The organism is Chimaeribacter sp. YP20170169, from assembly GCF_056739715.1.
In genome coordinates this window covers 546,610-562,905 of record NZ_CP176824.1, presented here as the reverse complement: position 1 = coordinate 562,905, position 16,296 = coordinate 546,610, and the positions used below count along the sequence as shown (strand labels likewise).

Annotated in this window: 14 protein-coding genes and 1 riboswitch; of the genes, 7 read left to right on the top strand and 7 right to left on the bottom strand. The window is 62.2% G+C overall.

The genetic code is table 11. From position 1 onward, the window contains the following. Positions 1-5: 5 nt before the first annotated feature. Together ACK3SD_RS02565 and nudF are read right to left on the bottom strand one after the other, a co-directional pair. On the bottom strand, positions 6-431 hold the full coding sequence (locus ACK3SD_RS02565) for a DUF1249 family protein (RefSeq protein WP_137764880.1): 426 nt from the start codon (positions 429-431) through the stop codon (positions 6-8). Further along, on the bottom strand, positions 424-1,065 hold the full coding sequence (nudF, locus tag ACK3SD_RS02560) for an ADP-ribose diphosphatase (protein WP_481126652.1): 642 nt from the start codon (positions 1,063-1,065) through the stop codon (positions 424-426). Before nudF ends, ACK3SD_RS02565 begins: the two co-directional genes overlap by 8 nt. A gap of 229 nt (positions 1,066-1,294) precedes the next feature. Between nudF and tolC the strand changes: the two genes are divergently transcribed. The 3 genes from tolC to ACK3SD_RS02545 all read left to right on the top strand — a co-directional run bounded on the left by tolC (position 1,295) and on the right by ACK3SD_RS02545 (position 4,740). Next, entirely contained in the window at positions 1,295-2,767 is a 1,473-nt protein-coding gene (gene tolC, locus ACK3SD_RS02555; protein ID WP_137762131.1) for an outer membrane channel protein TolC, read from the top strand. A 169-nt stretch (positions 2,768-2,936) separates the two neighbouring features. Beyond that, on the top strand, positions 2,937-3,578 hold the full coding sequence (locus ACK3SD_RS02550; protein ID WP_481126651.1) for a DUF1190 family protein: 642 nt from the start codon (positions 2,937-2,939) through the stop codon (positions 3,576-3,578). A gap of 1 nt (position 3,579) precedes the next feature. Next, positions 3,580-4,740 (top strand): glutathionylspermidine synthase family protein, encoded by a 1,161-nt coding sequence (locus tag ACK3SD_RS02545; RefSeq protein WP_481126650.1) that lies wholly within the window; start codon positions 3,580-3,582, stop codon positions 4,738-4,740. Positions 4,741-4,755: 15 nt separating this feature from the next. Here the strand turns inward: ACK3SD_RS02545 and ygiD are convergent, their stop codons facing one another. Continuing rightward, positions 4,756-5,541 (bottom strand): 4,5-DOPA-extradiol-dioxygenase, encoded by a 786-nt coding sequence (ygiD, locus tag ACK3SD_RS02540; protein ID WP_481126649.1) that lies wholly within the window; start codon positions 5,539-5,541, stop codon positions 4,756-4,758. A gap of 223 nt (positions 5,542-5,764) precedes the next feature. Between ygiD and zupT the strand changes: the two genes are divergently transcribed. Beyond that, complete coding sequence (gene zupT / locus ACK3SD_RS02535) at positions 5,765-6,532, top strand: zinc transporter ZupT (protein WP_137762127.1); 768 nt, start codon at positions 5,765-5,767, stop codon at positions 6,530-6,532. 54 nt (positions 6,533-6,586) lie between these two features. On the opposite strand, the gene ribB is transcribed toward zupT, so the two are convergent. After that, positions 6,587-7,240, bottom strand: coding sequence for a 3,4-dihydroxy-2-butanone-4-phosphate synthase (gene ribB / locus ACK3SD_RS02530; RefSeq protein WP_481126648.1), 654 nt, complete (start codon positions 7,238-7,240; stop codon positions 6,587-6,589). 119 nt (positions 7,241-7,359) lie between these two features. Further along, a riboswitch (FMN riboswitch) is annotated at positions 7,360-7,526 on the bottom strand. Between the two features lie 196 nt (positions 7,527-7,722). Here ribB and ubiK point away from each other — a divergent pair. Next, a complete protein-coding gene (gene ubiK, locus ACK3SD_RS02525; protein WP_137762125.1) occupies positions 7,723-8,097 on the top strand; it encodes a ubiquinone biosynthesis accessory factor UbiK in 375 nt (124 codons plus the stop codon). Positions 8,098-8,146: 49 nt separating this feature from the next. Here the strand turns inward: ubiK and hldE are convergent, their stop codons facing one another. The 3 genes from hldE to ACK3SD_RS02510 all read right to left on the bottom strand — a co-directional run bounded on the left by hldE (position 8,147) and on the right by ACK3SD_RS02510 (position 13,922). Further along, a complete protein-coding gene (gene hldE, locus ACK3SD_RS02520; RefSeq protein ID WP_137762124.1) occupies positions 8,147-9,574 on the bottom strand; it encodes a bifunctional D-glycero-beta-D-manno-heptose-7-phosphate kinase/D-glycero-beta-D-manno-heptose 1-phosphate adenylyltransferase HldE in 1,428 nt (475 codons plus the stop codon). Between the two features lie 146 nt (positions 9,575-9,720). Next, positions 9,721-12,549 carry a bifunctional [glutamate--ammonia ligase]-adenylyl-L-tyrosine phosphorylase/[glutamate--ammonia-ligase] adenylyltransferase gene (gene glnE / locus ACK3SD_RS02515; RefSeq protein ID WP_481126647.1) on the bottom strand — a complete coding sequence of 943 codons (2,829 nt, stop codon included), beginning with the start codon at positions 12,547-12,549 and terminating at the stop codon, positions 9,721-9,723. A gap of 56 nt (positions 12,550-12,605) precedes the next feature. Further along, positions 12,606-13,922, bottom strand: coding sequence for a CYTH domain-containing protein (locus ACK3SD_RS02510; RefSeq protein ID WP_481126646.1), 1,317 nt, complete (start codon positions 13,920-13,922; stop codon positions 12,606-12,608). Positions 13,923-14,286: 364 nt separating this feature from the next. Between ACK3SD_RS02510 and ACK3SD_RS02505 the strand changes: the two genes are divergently transcribed. Next, entirely contained in the window at positions 14,287-14,907 is a 621-nt protein-coding gene (locus ACK3SD_RS02505) for a TIGR04211 family SH3 domain-containing protein (RefSeq protein ID WP_481126645.1), read from the top strand. A 139-nt stretch (positions 14,908-15,046) separates the two neighbouring features. After that, complete coding sequence (locus ACK3SD_RS02500; protein ID WP_481126644.1) at positions 15,047-16,285, top strand: multifunctional CCA addition/repair protein; 1,239 nt, start codon at positions 15,047-15,049, stop codon at positions 16,283-16,285. Positions 16,286-16,296: the final 11 nt, after the last annotated feature.

Sequence of the window (16,296 nt, the reverse complement as noted above, 5' to 3'; positions counted from 1 at the left end):
TCTGTCTAACAAACCGGAACCGCCATCGCTCCATGCGCTAAACAGTAGCGCAACCAATCAGCAAGAAACTGGTTAATTTGATGCTTTTCATCGCGTTGATGCAACTTTTTATTAGGATAATCATAACGTGCTTTGAAACGATAGATCTGCTGGCTGGAACACACTTCCGCCACCATCGCGTCGTGGTAGAGCCGCACGGTCATGGCCGGCAGGCTCCAGTAGCTCACCGCCGGGGCCGTCTGCTGGATCTCCACCAAAGAGGTATAGCGCGTGGATTCGACAATCGTCAAACGGTAGGTGGCGCCATTCACCTGATAGCTGATTGTCTCACCGGCGGCGTCGTTGCGCGGCAGCAACCGTCGTAATTGCGCGAAATTGGTTTCGCACAGCCGCATCATTTCAGGGAAATCAGGGATATAGCGCTTAATCATCAGTTGACCACTCTTTTCGTAACGATTCATGGTGCAGCGCCAGCCATTGCAGGGCAATGATTGAGGCCGCGTTATCAATAGCTCCTTCTTCCACCCATCGACAGGCCTGCTCACGGCTGACCACATGTACCCGGATATCCTCATGTTCCTCTGCCAGTCCATGCAGACCCTCCGCCATCCTGGCATCCACTTCGCCGACCATCACGGAGAGACGCTCGCTGGTGCCGCCGGGGCTGGCGAGGTAGCTCAGCACCGGCTTGCAACGCGCGACCGTCAGGCCGGCCTCCTCCACCGCCTCACGGCGGGCCACCTGCTCCGGGCTTTCGCCTGGCTCAATAATGCCGGCCACCATCTCCAGCAACCACGGCGTGTCGCTGGTCTCCAGCGCCGGGAAACGCAACTGCTCTACCAGTACCACCTGGTCGCGCTTGGGATCATAGGGCAACAGCACCGCGGCATGGCCGCGCTCAAACACCTCACGCCGCACTTCACCACTCATTTCACCATTGAACAAACGGTGACGGAAACGATAGGCGGTGAGCGAAAAAAAACCACTGTAGAGTGTCTCACGTGCAATAATTTCTACATCATTTTTGGTGAAGGTGACGGGCGACGGGTTGTTGGATGAAGCCATGATGATCCCTCTCTGGTGAGTATAACGGCGCCATTGACCGGTTTTAGGTCAATACCGTGAGTGTTCATAAATTATACTCGGACATAGTTGTGGTAGATTGACAGGATTCAAGGGCGATGGCACGTTAAGCCACCTCGCCTGTATCTAATACTCTGATAGAATCGGCAAAATTTTCGTTATCGACAGCCCATACATAATAAGCAACGCTGCTGTATTACAAGGAATGCAAATGAAGAAACTGCTCCCCTTTCTTATTGGCCTGAGCCTGTCTGGCCTGAGTCAACTGGGCCACGCCGAGAACCTTCTCCAGGTTTATCAGCAGGCGCGCCAAAGTAACCCAGACCTGCGTCAGTCTGCCGCAGAGCGCGATGCTGCCTTTGAAAAGATTAATGAGACTCGCAGTCCGTTGCTGCCACAACTCGGTTTGGGTGCGGATTACACCTATACCAGCGGCTTCAAGGATGCCCGGGATACGGAGAGCAATGTCACCAGCGGCGCGTTGCAACTGACCCAGACCCTGTTTGATATGTCCAAATGGCGTGCGCTGACGTTGCAGGAGAAGCAGGCAGGCATCCAGGATGTCACCTACCAGACGGCGCAGCAGAACCTGATCTTAAACACCGCGACGGCATACTTCAATGTGTTGAGCGCGATTGATACGCTTTCTTATATTGAAGCACAGAAACAGGCGATCTACCGCCAGCTCGACCAGACCACCCAGCGCTTCAACGTGGGGCTGGTGGCGATCACCGATGTCCAGAACGCCCGCGCCCAATATGATAGCGTACTGGCTAATGAAGTCACAGCCCGCAACGATCTGGACAACGCGCTGGAGTCCCTGCGTCAGGTGACCGGCCAGTACTACCCGGAGCTGTCGTCGCTCAACATCGACACCTTCAATACCCAGCGCCCGCAGCCGGTCAGCAGCCTGCTGAAAGAGGCCGAGAGCCGCAACCTCAACCTGCTCTCTGCCCGCCTGTCGCAGGATCTGGCGCGTGAGCAGATCCGTTACTACCAGTCTGGCCACCTGCCGACCCTCGACCTGAATGCCTCCTCCGGCATCAGCAACAGCAAATATAGCGGCTCGCGCAACCTCAACAGCGACACCGACGCTGGCCAGAACCAGATTGGCCTGAGCTTCAACCTGCCGCTCTATAGCGGTGGCGCGGTGACCTCACAGGTCAAGCAGGCGCAGTACAACTTCGTTAGCGCCAGTGAGCAGCTGGAGAGCGCGCACCGCAGCGTGGTGCAGACCGTTCGCTCCTCCTTCAACAATATCTCTGCCTCCATCAGCAGCATCAACGCCTACAAACAGGCGGTGGTGTCGGCGCAAAGCTCGCTGGACGCGACGGAAGCTGGCTATCAGGTTGGAACGCGCACCATTGTTGACGTGCTGGATGCCACCACCACGCTCTACAACGCCAAGCAGCAGCTCTCCAGCGCGCGTTACAACTACTTGATCAACCAGTTGAACGTGAAATCAGCCCTTGGCACGCTGAATGAGAATGACCTCCAGATGCTGAACGGCGCACTGGGCAAACCGGTGCCGACCACGCCAGAGGCAGTCGCCCCGGAGAACGCGGCACAGGATGCGGCGGTGGATGGCGGCGTGAAGCCAGAAAGCGGCGAAGTGCAGATGCAGGGCCAAAATCAGGCCCGCACCCAGCCGGCGAAAGCCTCGGCCAACCCGTTCCGACACTGATCCCCTGCCCCCTGACGGCGCCCCTGTGGCGCCGTCTCTCTTTCTTGCCCCATAAGCGGGCGTTCATCCTGATTGTGGCGTACGCTTGCTTTAAACGTAATCAGCTTTCGCCTATCCTTATGCCCTCTGGGAGGGCGTTCCGCCCTATATAAAAAGGGGAGATATCACAATGAAACGGACGAGAAGCATCAACCTGCCGGCGTTCCGCAAGTCGTGCCGCATGGCACCGCTGGCGCTGGCGATTGGCGCGGCCTTTGCCCTGGCCGGCTGTGAGCAGGCCGATGAAACGGTCTCGATGTACCAAAATGCCGACGACTGCAGCAAGGCCAATCCATCCAATGCCGAGCAGTGCAAAACCGCCTTCACCGAGGCGCAAAAAGAGGCGGCACGCACCGCGCCCAAGTACGCCAGCCGTGAGGATTGCGTCGCCGAATTTGGCGAGGGGCAGTGCACGCAGGCGCCTGCGCAGGCCAGCGCCGCCCCCCAAGAGAGCGGCAGCTTCTGGATGCCACTGATGGCTGGCTACATGATGGGCCGGATGATGGGCGGCGGCGGTTACCGCCAGCAGCCGCTCTTTACCCCGCGCTCGGCGGCCAGCCCGGCCAACGGCCAGTTTGTCGATGCCAGCGGCCGCAGCTATGGCAGCGCCACGCCGGGCCGCACCATCAACGTGCCGCCCTCCGCGATGGCACCGAAACCGGCCACCACCAGCACCATCACCCGTGGCGGCTTTGGTGAGAGCGTCGCCAAGCAGAACTCCGCTCAGCGTAGCAGCATGAGCAGCGGCTCCCAACGCTCGTACGGGGGATAACATGAGACGCATTACCCTGCCGGAGCGCCCCAACTGGCGTGCCAAAGCGGAAGAGTTCGGCTTTCAGTACCACACCATGTATGGCGAGCCATACTGGTGTGAGGACGCCTGCTACGCTTTCACCCTGAAACAGGTGGAGGAGATTGAGGCGGCCACCGCCGAACTGCACCAGATGTGCCTCAAGGTGGTCGAGCGGGTGGTGAACAGCGATGAGTTGCTGGCGCGCTGCCAGATCCCGGCGCACTGCCGGGAGTTTGTGCGCAGTGCCTGGCGCACCGGCCAGCCGTCGCTCTACTCGCGGCTCGATCTGGCCTACGACGGCGTCAACCCGCCGAAGCTGCTGGAGAATAATGCCGACACCCCCACCTCGTTGTATGAGGCGGCGTTTTTCCAGTGGCTGTGGCTGGAGGATCAACTGGCGGCCGGCAAGGTGCCAGCGGGCGCGGATCAGTTCAACAGTTTGCAGGAGCGGCTGATTGAGCGCTTCGCTGACCTGAAGGCGCGCCACGGCTTCAGCCAGCTGCACTTCACCTGCTACCGTGACAGCGATGAGGATCGCGGCACCGTGCAGTATTTGCAGGATTGCGCCCAGGAGGCCGGGCTGCCCAGCCGTTTCCTCTACATTGATGAGATTGGCCTTGGCGAGCGCGGGCAGTTTACGGATCTGGACGATCAGGTGATTGGCAACCTGTTCAAGCTCTACCCGTGGGAGTTCATGTTCCGCGAGGTCTTCTCCACCAAGCTGGAAGATGCCGGGGTACGCTGGCTGGAGCCAGCCTGGAAGGGCATTCTCTCCAACAAGGCGCTGTTGCCGCTGCTGTGGGAGATGTTCCCCAACCACCCCAACCTGCTGCCAGCCTACTTTGCCGATGCGCCGCACCCGCCGCTGGATCACTATGTGGTCAAGCCACTCTTCTCCCGCGAGGGAGCCAACATCCGCATTATCAAGGATGGCCAGGAGCTGGAGCGCGTGGACGGCCCCTATGGTGAGGAGGGCATGATCGTCCAGCAGTTCCACCCACTGCCGAAATTTGGCGATAGCTACGCGCTGATTGGCAGCTGGCTAGTGGATGACCAGCCTTGCGGCATGGGCGTGCGTGAGGATCGGGCGCTGATTACCCAGGATCTGTCACGCTTCTACCCGCATGTGATTGTTGGCTAAATACCGGGTGGGGGGTCAGCCCCCCACCTGTACCGACAGCATACTCAACGACGCCATCTCAATGCCGTCCACCGGCACCGTTACTGGCTCCTCGCCATCCCAACTGCCCAGCACATAGAGCAGCGGCAGGTAGTGTTCCACTGACGGGTTGGAGAGCGCCGCGCCCTCATGCGCCATGAAGTCCACCAGCGGATGGTGCTCGCCACGGTAGCTCAGGTTCTCACGCACATAGTCATTGAACGCCGTCGCCCATGGATATGGCTCGCCGCCGCCCTGCCACTTCGCCAGCCGCAGGTTGTGCACCACGTTGCCGCTCGCCACGATCATCACCCCCTCATCACGCAGCGCCGCCAGCTTCTGGCCGAGCTGGTAGTGGTAGGCCGCAGGCTGGGTGCCGTCGATGCTCAGTTGCACCACCGGGATATCGGCCTCCGGGTACATCTTGATCAGCACGCCCCATGAGCCGTGATCCAGCCCCCACTCGCCCTGATCGGCGATGACCGGCGTCGGGGCCAGCAACTGCTGCACGCGCGCCGCCAGCGCCGGTGAACCGGGCGCCGGATAGCGGGTATCAAACAGCGCCTGCGGGAAGCCGCCAAAATCGTGGAGGGTGCGCGGCGCGGCCATCGCCGTCACCGCGGTGCCACGGGTGTACCAGTGGGCAGAGACCGCCAGAATTGCTTTGGGCCGGGGCAGGGTTTCACCCAGCGCGCGCCAGGTGCGGGTATAGAGGTTCTCTTCCAGCACATTCATCGGGCTGCCGTGGCCCAGAAACAGCGCTGGCATACGGGAAGTGGTCATAATTTATCCTTGCTGCGGTATACTTTGAATGCAGCAAAAGGCAAAAGCCCCTGCCGCCGATAACAAAATACGTTACTCTCTTTCCCAGGAGGTGACAGCCTGATAACCATGAAGAAGATGTTCAGAAATTTTGAATATCCAGGCCAGGACACCTGTGCGCATCAGGCGCGTTACCGGGTATGACCCCACCCGCTGTCGATGGAATTACATGAAAGGAGCCATCATGTCAGTACCGTTAATCCTTACCCTGTTGGCCGGAGGCGCCACGTTTTTGGGCGCGCTGCTGGGCATCATCGGACAGAAGCCTTCCAACCGGCTGCTGGCCTTTGCGCTCGGCTTTGCTGCCGGGATTATGCTATTAATTTCATTGATGGAGATGCTGCCTGCCGCGCTGCATACCGAAGGCATGTCGCCGCTGCTCGGCTACGGCATGTTCATGCTCGGCCTGCTGGGCTACTTTGCCCTCGACCGGATGCTGCCGCACGCCCACCCGCAGGACTTAATGGAGGGGCAGCTCACGCCGCGCAGCCTGAAGCGCACCGCGCTGCTGCTGACGCTGGGCATCAGCCTGCACAACTTCCCGGAGGGGATTGCCACCTTCGTCACGGCCAGCGCCGATCTGGAGCTGGGGCTGGGCATCGCGCTGGCGGTGGCCATCCACAACATTCCTGAGGGGCTGGCGGTGGCTGGCCCGGTGTACGCCGCCACTGGCTCCAAGTCCAAGGCGCTGCTCTGGTCGGGGGTCTCCGGCATGGCGGAGGTGCTCGGCGGGCTGCTGGCCTTCTCGCTGCTGGGGCCGCTGGTGTCGCCCGTGATGATGGCCTCAATCATGGCGGCGGTGGCTGGCATCATGGTGGCGCTGTCGGTAGATGAGTTGATGCCGCTGGCGAAAGAGATCGACCCGAACAACAATCCCAGCTACGGCGTGCTGTGCGGCATGTCGGTGATGGGCTTCAGCCTGACGCTGTTGCAGAGCGGCGGGGTCGGCTGACGGCAACGCAAATAAAAAGGGCTGCCCATCGGCAGCCCTTTTTTATGGCAGCAATCAGCTGGCCTGACGGGTTTCGTTCTGGCGGTAGGCCACCAGATCCTCAATCGTCACCACTGGCATGTCGTGCTGCTTGGCGAACACGATCGCCTCTGGCGCATGGGCCATGGTGCCGTCATCGTTGGTCAGCTCGCAGAGCACGCCCAGCGGCTTAAAGCCCGCCAGCGACACCAGATCGATGGTTGCTTCAGTATGGCCGCGGCGAGTCAGCACGCCGCCATTCTGCGCGCGCAGCGGGAAGACGTGGCCGGGGCGATTCAGGTCGCTCGGGCGGGCGTCATCGGCGGCGGCAGCGCGGATGGTGGTGATGCGGTCGGCAGCGGAGACGCCGGTGGTCACGCCCTTCGCCGCTTCAATGGTCACGGTAAAGGCGGTCTGGAACTGGCTGGAGTTGTTCTCCACCATCATCGGCAGTTCCAGCTGCTGGCGGCGCTCTTCGGTCATGCAGAGGCAGACGATGCCGCTGCCGTGGCGAATGGTCAGCGCCATCTGCTCGACCGTCATGGTTTCGGCGGCGAAGATCATGTCACCTTCGTTTTCGCGGTTTTCATCATCCAGCACCATTACCCCGCGCCCATTGCGCAGGGCATCGAGTGCGCGTTCAACGCGCTCAAAAGCAGTACCGAATTCGGAAAGTAGCGTCTGATTCATGGTAAAAAACCTCATTAAAATTATGGATTACCAGAATCAGGGCGATCTTGAGGAGGTCATCACGCCCAAGGGGCGCAATTCAAAAGATAACGCATGTGGGCGTCATGCCCGACAAAAGCCGTTACTCTCTCCCATCCGGACTATAACCGTCGGCCCCGGAATTGCACCGGATCTGCTGACCTTGCGCCGTTGCCGGCCCAAGCGCTCGCGGGCTTCCACAGGGGCCAGTTGGCCGCGCCTGAGGTTTACCGCCGGTGGGGAGTTTCACCCCGCCCTGAGAATAAGCGTGTTTACTATAGCGCCAATGGGTTAGCAGGGCAATTCTCGTTTTTGGCTAAGCTTTGCCATTTTTTCACCCGCCCGGCTGTACAAAAAACCCTCTTTATCTGATTCCCGTCACGAATCGGCAACAAGGGTTTATACGACACCCAACTCGGATTACACTACGCTTAAGAAACTTTTATCCAAACAAGGGAAAGATCATGATTGACCCGAAAAAAATAGAACAGATCGCACGCCAGGTGCATGAGTCGATGCCGAAAGGCATCCGCGACTTCGGGGAAGATATCGAGAAGAAGATCCGCCAGGTGCTGCAATCCCAGCTGACTCGCCTTGATTTGGTCAACCGCGAAGAGTTCGACGTGCAGACCCAAGTCCTGCTGCGCACCCGCGAAAAGATGGCGCTGCTGGAACAGCGTCTGGAAGCGCTGGAGGGCCGCCAGCCGACCCCCGCTGCCCCGGCCATCATCACTGACCCCGTGACCACCCCGATCACCGGCTCCGCGTCCGCGCCGGCCTCTGCCCCGGCCAGCACCGTTACGCCGCCGGTCAGCACCACCCCGCCGGAAGCGCAATAACCCCATAAAAAAAGGACACCGTGGTGTCCTTTTTCTTTGGCCGCAACAATTAGCCGCGGTTTTTGATCACGTTGATGATGTTGGTGGTGGAGCAGCCATCCTCAAAGTTCAGCACGCGCACGTCACCGCCCGCAGCCCACACCTCTTCACTGCCAGCGATCTCATGCGGCTGGTAGTCGCCGCCCTTCACCAGCAGGTCAGGCAGGATGCCAGCGATCAGGCGCTGCGGGGTGTCCTCTTCAAATAGCACCACCCAGTCCACCGCCTCCAGCGCGCTCAGCACGATCATGCGCTGCGTCTCCGGGTTGACCGGGCGCGACTCGCCCTTCAGGCGCTTGGTGGAGGCGTCGCTGTTGACCGCCACAATCAAACGGTCGCCAAGCTTGCGGGCATTCGCCAGATAGGAGACGTGGCCAGCATGGAGAATGTCGAACACGCCGTTGGTCATCACCACCTTTTCGCCACGCTTGCGCGCGTCGGCCACCGCCTGCTTGAGCTGTGCCTCGGTCATCACGCCAAAGCCGGACTCGGCGCGGCCGTGGATGGCGTTCTCCAACTCCATCGGCGAGACGGTGGAGGTGCCGAGCTTGCCCACCACCACGCCCGCGGCGGCGTTGGAGAGGAAGCAGGACTCCTCCAGCGAGTTGCCGGCCGCCAGCGAGGCTGCCAGCACGCCGATCACCGTGTCACCGGCACCGGTCACGTCATACACTTCCTGCGCTTCGGTTGGCAGGTGCAGCGGTGCCTTGCCCGGCTGAAGCAGCGTCATGCCCTGCTCGGAGCGGGTCACCAGCAGCGCAGAGAGATCAAAGTCCGCGATCAGGCGCATCCCGCGCTCCACCAGCTGCTCCTCATCCTTGCAGCGCCCTACCACCGCCTCAAACTCGGAGAGGTTCGGCGTCAGCAGGGTCGCGCCACGGTAGCGCTCAAAGTCATTGCCCTTCGGGTCAACCAGCACCGGCACACCGGCGGCTTTCGCCAGCGCGATCATTGGCTGCACGTCGGCCAGCGCGCCCTTGGCATAGTCAGAGAGCACCAGCGCGCCGCTGGTCGGCAGTGCCTGGCGGATGCGCTCCAGCACCGGCTGCGGGTCGATGCCCTCAAACCCCTCCTCGAAATCGAGGCGGATCAGCTGCTGGTTGCGTGACAGCACGCGCAGCTTGGTGATGGTCGGGTGGGTCGGCACGGCCACGAAGTCACACTGCACATTCACCTCATCCAGCTTGGCGTTCAGCGCGCGCGCCGCATCGTCCTCACCGGTCAGGCCCACCAGACGCGAAGCCGCGCCGAGCGAGGCGATGTTCATCGCCACGTTTGCCGCACCGCCGGGCCGCTCCTCGATGGTATCGACTTTTACTACCGGCACCGGGGCTTCCGGTGAAATGCGGCTGGTCGGCCCATACCAGTAGCGATCCAACATGACATCGCCAACCACCAGTACGCCGGCGCGGCGAAAATCAGGCAGTGTTACTTTCATCCCATACTCCAGACTAATAAATACTGAAAATTTGTGCGTGATATTATCATAAGCGTGAATGCTTCCCACCCATGCGTATGCTTCTTACTGACGCCCTTGCCGGGAACCCCACGCACGTGGCGATCCCCGTGTACGACGCCGACGGGTTACCCCAGCCAACGCCGCCAACTCTCTGTAACCTGATTGCGCTCCGCCGCGAATGCCTCGCCCGCCACCTTGCCGGAGAGGGTCTGCAATGCCAGATGGTGGATCTCATCGCGCAGGGTGACGTAGGCGTGGGTCAACGCTGCCGCCTCCTGCTCCTCCATGATGCCGTGCTGGGCCATCAGGCCGAAAATCCGCACATTGTCTGACCAGCGGGTCAGCGCCGGTTGCTGGGCGGCATAGCGTAGGACAAGGTATTGGGCAATGAATTCAATATCCGTGATGCCGCCGGGGTCGGATTTCATGTCAAAGCGATCCGCCTGCTTGCTACCGAGGTGCGTCACCATCTTCTGGCGCATCTCACGCACCTCCTGTTGCAGGGTGGTGGCGTCACGTGGGCGGCACAGAATATCACGCCGGATGGCGTCGAACTGCTGGCGGATCAGCGGGTCGCCGTGCACCATGCGCGCGCGCACCAGCGCCTGATGCTCCCAGGTCCAGGCGTCCTGCTGCTGGTACTCGGCGAACGCGCTGACGGTGCTGACCAGCATCCCGGCCGCGCCGGAGGGGCGCAGGCGCGCGTCCACCTCATACAGAATGCCGGAGGAGGTGCGGGTGCTGAACAGGTGCATGATGCGCTGCGCCAGCCGCAGGTAGAACTGGCGGCCATCAATGCTGCGCTCGCCGGTGGTCATCACGTCATCCGGGCAATCGAGCAGAAACACCAAATCGAGATCGGAGCTATAGCCCAGCTCCCAACCGCCCAGCTTGCCGTAGCCAATCACCGCGAAGCCGCGCCCCTCGCGCCCGGCCAGGTGCGCTGGCTCGCCGTAGCGGCGCACCATCTGCCCCCACGCCTGCTGCACCACGCTCTCAATCATCGCCTCCGCCAGATAGGTGAGGTGATCGCTCACTTTCATCACCGGCAGCACGCCAGCGATGTCCGCCGCGGCAATGCGCAGGTGCTGCGCCTGCTTGAACTGGCGCATCGCCTCCAGTTGCTGCTCCTCATCCTCCTCTGGCACGCGCATCAGGTACTGGCGCAGCTCATCGCGGTAGGCGTCCAACGCAATCGGCTGGTAGAGGGTCTGGGGATCGAGCAACTCGTCCAGCAGCAGCGGGTAGCGCGCCAACTGCTCCGCCACCATCGGCGAGGCGTCACACAGCCGCACCAGTTGCTTGAGCGCGCCGGGATACTCCACCAGCAGCTCAATGTAGGTGGTACGGGTGACAATGCCGAGCAGCAACCCGGTCACACGCACCAGCGCCACCTCGGCTTTAGAGTGAGCACACACTTCCGCCAGCAGGCGCGGCATCAGTAGGTCGAGCATCTCGCGGCCGCGTGGGCCAATGGTGCGTTTGTCCACGTCCTGACGGAAAGCACGCAGGTTGCGCAGCAGCTCCGCCTGCTGTTCTGGCGAGAGGTGCGGCGGCGTCAGCGGGGCGAGATCGCCCTCCTCCCGCGCGTCGCTCCACAGGCTGACGTACAGCTCCTGATCGCTGGTTTCGCCCGGCTCAGGGGTGTCGTCGCCAATCAGCTGGTCGAACACCGCACGCACCGCACGCATTTGCGCCTCCAGCGCTTGCGACAGCGCCGTCCAGCCCGCAAAGCCCATGCCCCACGCCAGCCGCGCGCGGTTGAGGCTGTCGGCTGGCAGGGTCTGGGTCTGCTCGTCGGCGATCGCCTGCAACAGGTTCTCCAGCCGACGCAGGAACAGGTAGGCTTCCGCCAGCTGTGCCACCTGCTCCGGCGGCAGCAGCCCCAATTCGCCCACCGTGCGCAGCGTCGGCAACAGCGCCCGTTGCTGCAACTGCGGCTCACGCCCGCCGCGGATCAGTTGGAACACCTGCACGATAAACTCAATTTCGCGGATGCCGCCCGCCCCCAGCTTGATGTTGTCCGTTAGCCCACGCCGCCGTACCTCACGGGCGATCATCCCCTTCATATTGCGCAGCGACTGGATGACGCTGAAGTCGATGTAGCGGCGGAACACGAACGGCTTCAGCATCTGGTGCAGCTCGCGGCTATAGGCATCGCCAGCGTCGCCCATCAGCCGCGCCTTGACCATCGCGTAGCGCTCCCAGTCGCGCCCCTGCTCCTGGTAGTAATCTTCCAGCGCCGGGAAGCTCATCACCAGCGGGCCACTGTCGCCAAAGGGCCGCAGCCGCATGTCCACGCGGTAGACAAAGCCATCCACCGTCGGTTGGTCGAGCGCCTTGATCAGCCGCTGCCCCAGCCGGGTGAAGAACTGGGCGTTGTCCAGCACCCGCCGTCCGCCGCGCGTCTCGCCATTCTCCGGGTAGGCGAAGATCAGGTCGATGTCAGAGGAGAAGTTCAACTCGCCGCCGCCCAGCTTGCCCATGCCAAGGATCAGCAGCGGCTGCGCCGTGCCCTCCGCGCCCGAGGGGGTGCCCCACTCACGGCAGCAGGCCGCGTAGAGCCAATCCCGCGCCGCGACGATCAGCGTCTCCGCCAGCACACTGAGCTGTTGCAGCGTCTGCTCGGTGCTGCTCGCCTGAATCGCCTGCGCCCAGGCGATGCGCGTCATGATGCGGCGGCGGAACTGGCGCAGCACGCGCATCAGCGCTGGCTCATCCCCGGCCTCTGTCAGCGCCTCCGCCAGCCAGTTGGCATAGTGCCGCCACTCCTCCGGCTGCGGCGGTGCGTCCTGCAACGCCGCCAGCCACGCGGGGTGGGCCGCCAGACTGTCGCTGACAAAGTCACTCAGCGCCAGTACCGCGCGCGCCTGTTGCGTCAGGTCGGCATCAGGGGCAAGGCGGCTCATCTGGCTATCGGCCTGTGCAAGCAGCGGGGGAGGCAGTGGTAACATCTCATGGTCCTTATTAAGAAAAGCCCGCGCGGGCGCGGGCTAAATGAGGGTCGGGGTCAGGCGTTTTTGGTGGGGGTGCCGTTGAGCCAGAAGGCTGGCTGCTGCACCGCGTGCTTGCGGGCCGCCTCCAGCCAAGCTTGCTGCTGCTGGACAATCGACTGTTGCAGCGCCTGCCAGTTTTCGATATAGCCCTGCCACGCGCTCTGCGGGTAGGCACCGGCCAGCAGGTGCAGCGCGATGATTTGGCGGTTGAGGCGCGGCAGCTGGTCGCGGTAGCCCTCGTCGGTCAGCGGGCGGCTGAACGCCTCTTTGATGTCTGCTGCCGTGCGGCCCAGCATGATGTCAGCGAAGCGCTTGAAGGAGCCATCCAGCTTCTGGCGGCTCTTGGCATCAACATGCGCATTCCAGCCAGCGGTCGCCAGATAAGAAGTAAGCGCTAACTTACACTTCAGATAGGCCGGGCTGAAGCAGAGCGTCTGACCCTCGACAGCCGGGTCAGCAATCTGCGGCTCCAGGTCGTTGAACAGGTTACGCAGATCGCTGGTCGCCTTGCGCGGCACCAGCCCGCCAAAGATCGCCAGCGCCTGTCGCACCATCACCAGCGCCTCAATCACCGCATGGCGCGCCTGCTTGTCGCCGCGTAGCCACAGCTCCTCATGGTACTGCCAGTGGCCGAGCGCCAGCTCCAGCACGCCAGCCATCCCCTGCTCGACGGTGGCCTTGGCCGGCGGCGTCCAGACCGGGATCGGGCGGATTTTGCGTGGTTCGTTGCCCTTCGCCAGATGGTAGCCGCGCGCCGCCTTGCTCAAGCCGCCCTGACGCAGGCCGCCCTCTTCACCCAGCCAGGCCGCCAGCGCCAGCAGGTCGTCGGTGTTGCCATCTTTCAGCTCCAGCTCAATCTCACAGAGCGGTTCGCTCAGCTCGCCAGCCTTGACGCTGCCTTGGTCGAGGGCAATCTCAATCTCGCTCTGCTGGAAGGTCACCAGCCACTTCTCACGCATAAAGTCGGTCTGGAACAGCGGTTGCAGCTCGCCTTGCAGGGCCATCACGTCACACCCCTCCGGCCAGATCTCCGCCGGGAAGCGCGCCAGATCGAGCGTCGGCTCCTCCAGCTCCACATTGTACTCCGGGCGCTGGTGCAGGCCGCCCATCGCCTTGCCCGCGGTCTTGATGGTCATCTCATAGCGGCCATCAAAACCACGGATGCGCAGACCCATGTCCATGCCGCGCACGGTGTTGTCCGGGGTTTCATAGTAGATGTTGGTCAGGTGCTGGGGCGCACTGTGCTGGCTTTTCAGGGAAGAAACTTTGGCCGGTAATGCCGCTACCGCCGCAGGCGCGGCAATGAATTTCAGTTCAATCTCTACAGTCATCGTTTTTCACACCAAAGTTTGCCGGCGCGCTGCCGGGAAATAAGCACCATCAATTATAGCGCTGAATAGTATCGCAATAGCCGCAATGAAGTCTTGTGCCGTGCGGCAAGCTTGCGGCACGCCTCGCGAACTTTTCCGCGCTCCCTGCTGTCAGACCTTGTTGGTGACGCACCTTGCCAGCCACATGAACATCGCGGCGATTTCACTTAGGGCAAGAGAGGGTGCGCCCCTGCCCGACGAGGGCAGGAGACGCGCGGGCACGCGGCCGGATAGTAAGATAGTTCTCATTCCGGTTTATGCGTTGCGCCGTCACACTTAACTCATTAGTATCTTTCCCCTAAATTTAGCCAAATACGATGGAATAATGCAGAAATTACGCCTGATCTCCCTTACTTTGCTCACTTTGAGCGTGACCTGGGCCGCCCACGCTGACGAAAAGCGTTATATCTCTGACGAACTCAACACCTACGTCCACAGTGGCCCCGGCAACCAGTACCGCATTGTCGGCACGCTGAACGCCGGCGACGAAGTGACCCTCCTGAGCGTCAATGACAGTACCCACTACGGCCAGATCCTCGACGCCAAAGGGCGTACCACCTGGATCCCCCTCGACCAGTTGAGCGACCAGCCAAGCCTGCGTACCCGCGTGCCCAACCTGGAGCAGCAGGTGAAGACCCTGACCGACAAGCTGACCAATATCGACAACAGCTGGAACCAGCGCACTGCCGAGATGCAGCAGAAAGTGGCGGCCAGTGACGGCATCATCAACGGCCTGAAAAGCGAGAACCAGAAGCTGAAAGACCAGCTGATCGTGGCCGACAAGAAGGTGAACGCGGTCAACGTGCAGCTGGATGACAAGCAGCGCACCATCATTTTGCAGTGGTTCATGTATGGCGGTGGCGTGCTGGGCGCCGGTCTGGTGCTGGGCCTGCTATTACCGCACCTGGTGCCGCGCCGCAAGAAAAAAGATCGCTGGATGAGCTAACTTCCCGCCGCCCGCCTTCCACAGGGCACGCCCGTGCCCTTTTGTCTTTCCCCGGCGCACCACGCTACACTCAACACAGTCTGTGTTTATCCGGCACGGGTTGCCCGTGTCCGGCAGTACCCTTTTCAGGAGTTGAACCGTGAAGATTTATCTGGTGGGCGGCGCTGTCCGTGATTCTTTGTTGCACCTTCCCGTCACCGAACAGGATTGGGTGGTGGTCGGCGCGACGCCGGAGCAGTTGCTGACGCAGGGCTACCAGCAGGTTGGCCGCGATTTCCCGGTCTTCCTCCACCCGGTGAGCCGCGAGGAGTACGCACTGGCACGCACCGAGCGCAAATCGGGCCGGGGCTACACCGGCTTTGAGTGCCATGCCGACCCGGACGTTACCCTGGAGCAGGATTTGCTGCGCCGTGACCTGACCATCAACGCCATCGCCCGTGACGCCCACGGCGCGCTGGTTGACCCCTACCACGGCGTGCAGGATCTGCATGACCGCCTGTTGCGCCACGTTTCGCCAGCCTTTGGTGAAGACCCGCTGCGGGTGCTGCGGGTGGCGCGCTTTGCCGCCCGCTTCGCCCAGCTCGGTTTTACCGTCGCACCGGAGACGCAGGCCCTGATGGCGGAGATGGCGGAAGGGGGCGAATTGGCGCACCTGACGCCGGAGCGCGTCTGGAAAGAGACCGAGAAGGCGTTGCTGACGCAGCAGCCGCAGATCTACTTCCAGGTGCTGCGCGACTGTGGCGCGCTGGCGGTGCTGTTCCCGGAGATTGACCGGCTGTTCGGCGTGCCCGCGCCGGTGAAGTGGCATCCGGAGATCGACACCGGCATCCACACCCTGATGACGCTGCGCATCGCCGCCCAGCTCAGCCCGGCGGTGGATGTGCGCTTCTCGGCGCTGGTGCATGACCTCGGCAAGGGGCTGACCCCGCGTGAGAAGTGGCCGCACCACCCCGGCCACGGCCCGGCTGGCGTGACGCTGGTGGCGGAGCTGTGCCAACGCCTGCGGGTGCCCAACCCGGTGCGCGATCTGGCGCTGCTGGTGGCGGAGCACCACGACCTGATCCACACCATCAACCGGCTGCAGCCGGAGGCACTGCTGGCGCTGCTGGATGCGATTGACGTCTGGCGCAAGCCGGAGCGGCTGGAGCAGATGATCATGACCAGTGAGGCGGACGCGCGCGGACGCACCGGTCTGGAAGATCGCCCCTACATCCAGGGCGACTACCTGCGCGCCGCCTACCAGACCGCGCTGGGGGTATCGATCAAGGAGGTGCTGGACGCGGGTTTTAAGGGCGCGGAGATTCGTGAGGAGCTGCGCCGCCGCCGTACCGTGGCGCTGGCGGAGTGGAAGGCTTATCAGCAGCTACTGGTCGAGTGAGTGGCGTTCGC

Bases quoted from the DNA above. Each gene is read 5' to 3' on its own strand.
- ACK3SD_RS02565 (WP_137764880.1), bottom strand. From the start codon at position 431: ATGATTAAGCGCTATATCCCTGATTTCCCTGAAATGATGCGGCTGTGC.
- nudF (WP_481126652.1), bottom strand. From the start codon at position 1,065: ATGGCTTCATCCAACAACCCGTCGCCCGTCACCTTCACCAAAAATGAT.
- tolC (WP_137762131.1), top strand. From the start codon at position 1,295: ATGAAGAAACTGCTCCCCTTTCTTATTGGCCTGAGCCTGTCTGGCCTG.
- ACK3SD_RS02550 (WP_481126651.1), top strand. From the start codon at position 2,937: ATGAAACGGACGAGAAGCATCAACCTGCCGGCGTTCCGCAAGTCGTGC.
- ACK3SD_RS02545 (WP_481126650.1), top strand. From the start codon at position 3,580: ATGAGACGCATTACCCTGCCGGAGCGCCCCAACTGGCGTGCCAAAGCG.
- ygiD (WP_481126649.1), bottom strand. From the start codon at position 5,541: ATGACCACTTCCCGTATGCCAGCGCTGTTTCTGGGCCACGGCAGCCCG.
- zupT (WP_137762127.1), top strand. From the start codon at position 5,765: ATGTCAGTACCGTTAATCCTTACCCTGTTGGCCGGAGGCGCCACGTTT.
- ribB (WP_481126648.1), bottom strand. From the start codon at position 7,240: ATGAATCAGACGCTACTTTCCGAATTCGGTACTGCTTTTGAGCGCGTT.
- ubiK (WP_137762125.1), top strand. From the start codon at position 7,723: ATGATTGACCCGAAAAAAATAGAACAGATCGCACGCCAGGTGCATGAG.
- hldE (WP_137762124.1), bottom strand. From the start codon at position 9,574: ATGAAAGTAACACTGCCTGATTTTCGCCGCGCCGGCGTACTGGTGGTT.
- glnE (WP_481126647.1), bottom strand. From the start codon at position 12,549: ATGTTACCACTGCCTCCCCCGCTGCTTGCACAGGCCGATAGCCAGATG.
- ACK3SD_RS02510 (WP_481126646.1), bottom strand. From the start codon at position 13,922: ATGACTGTAGAGATTGAACTGAAATTCATTGCCGCGCCTGCGGCGGTA.
- ACK3SD_RS02505 (WP_481126645.1), top strand. From the start codon at position 14,287: ATGCAGAAATTACGCCTGATCTCCCTTACTTTGCTCACTTTGAGCGTG.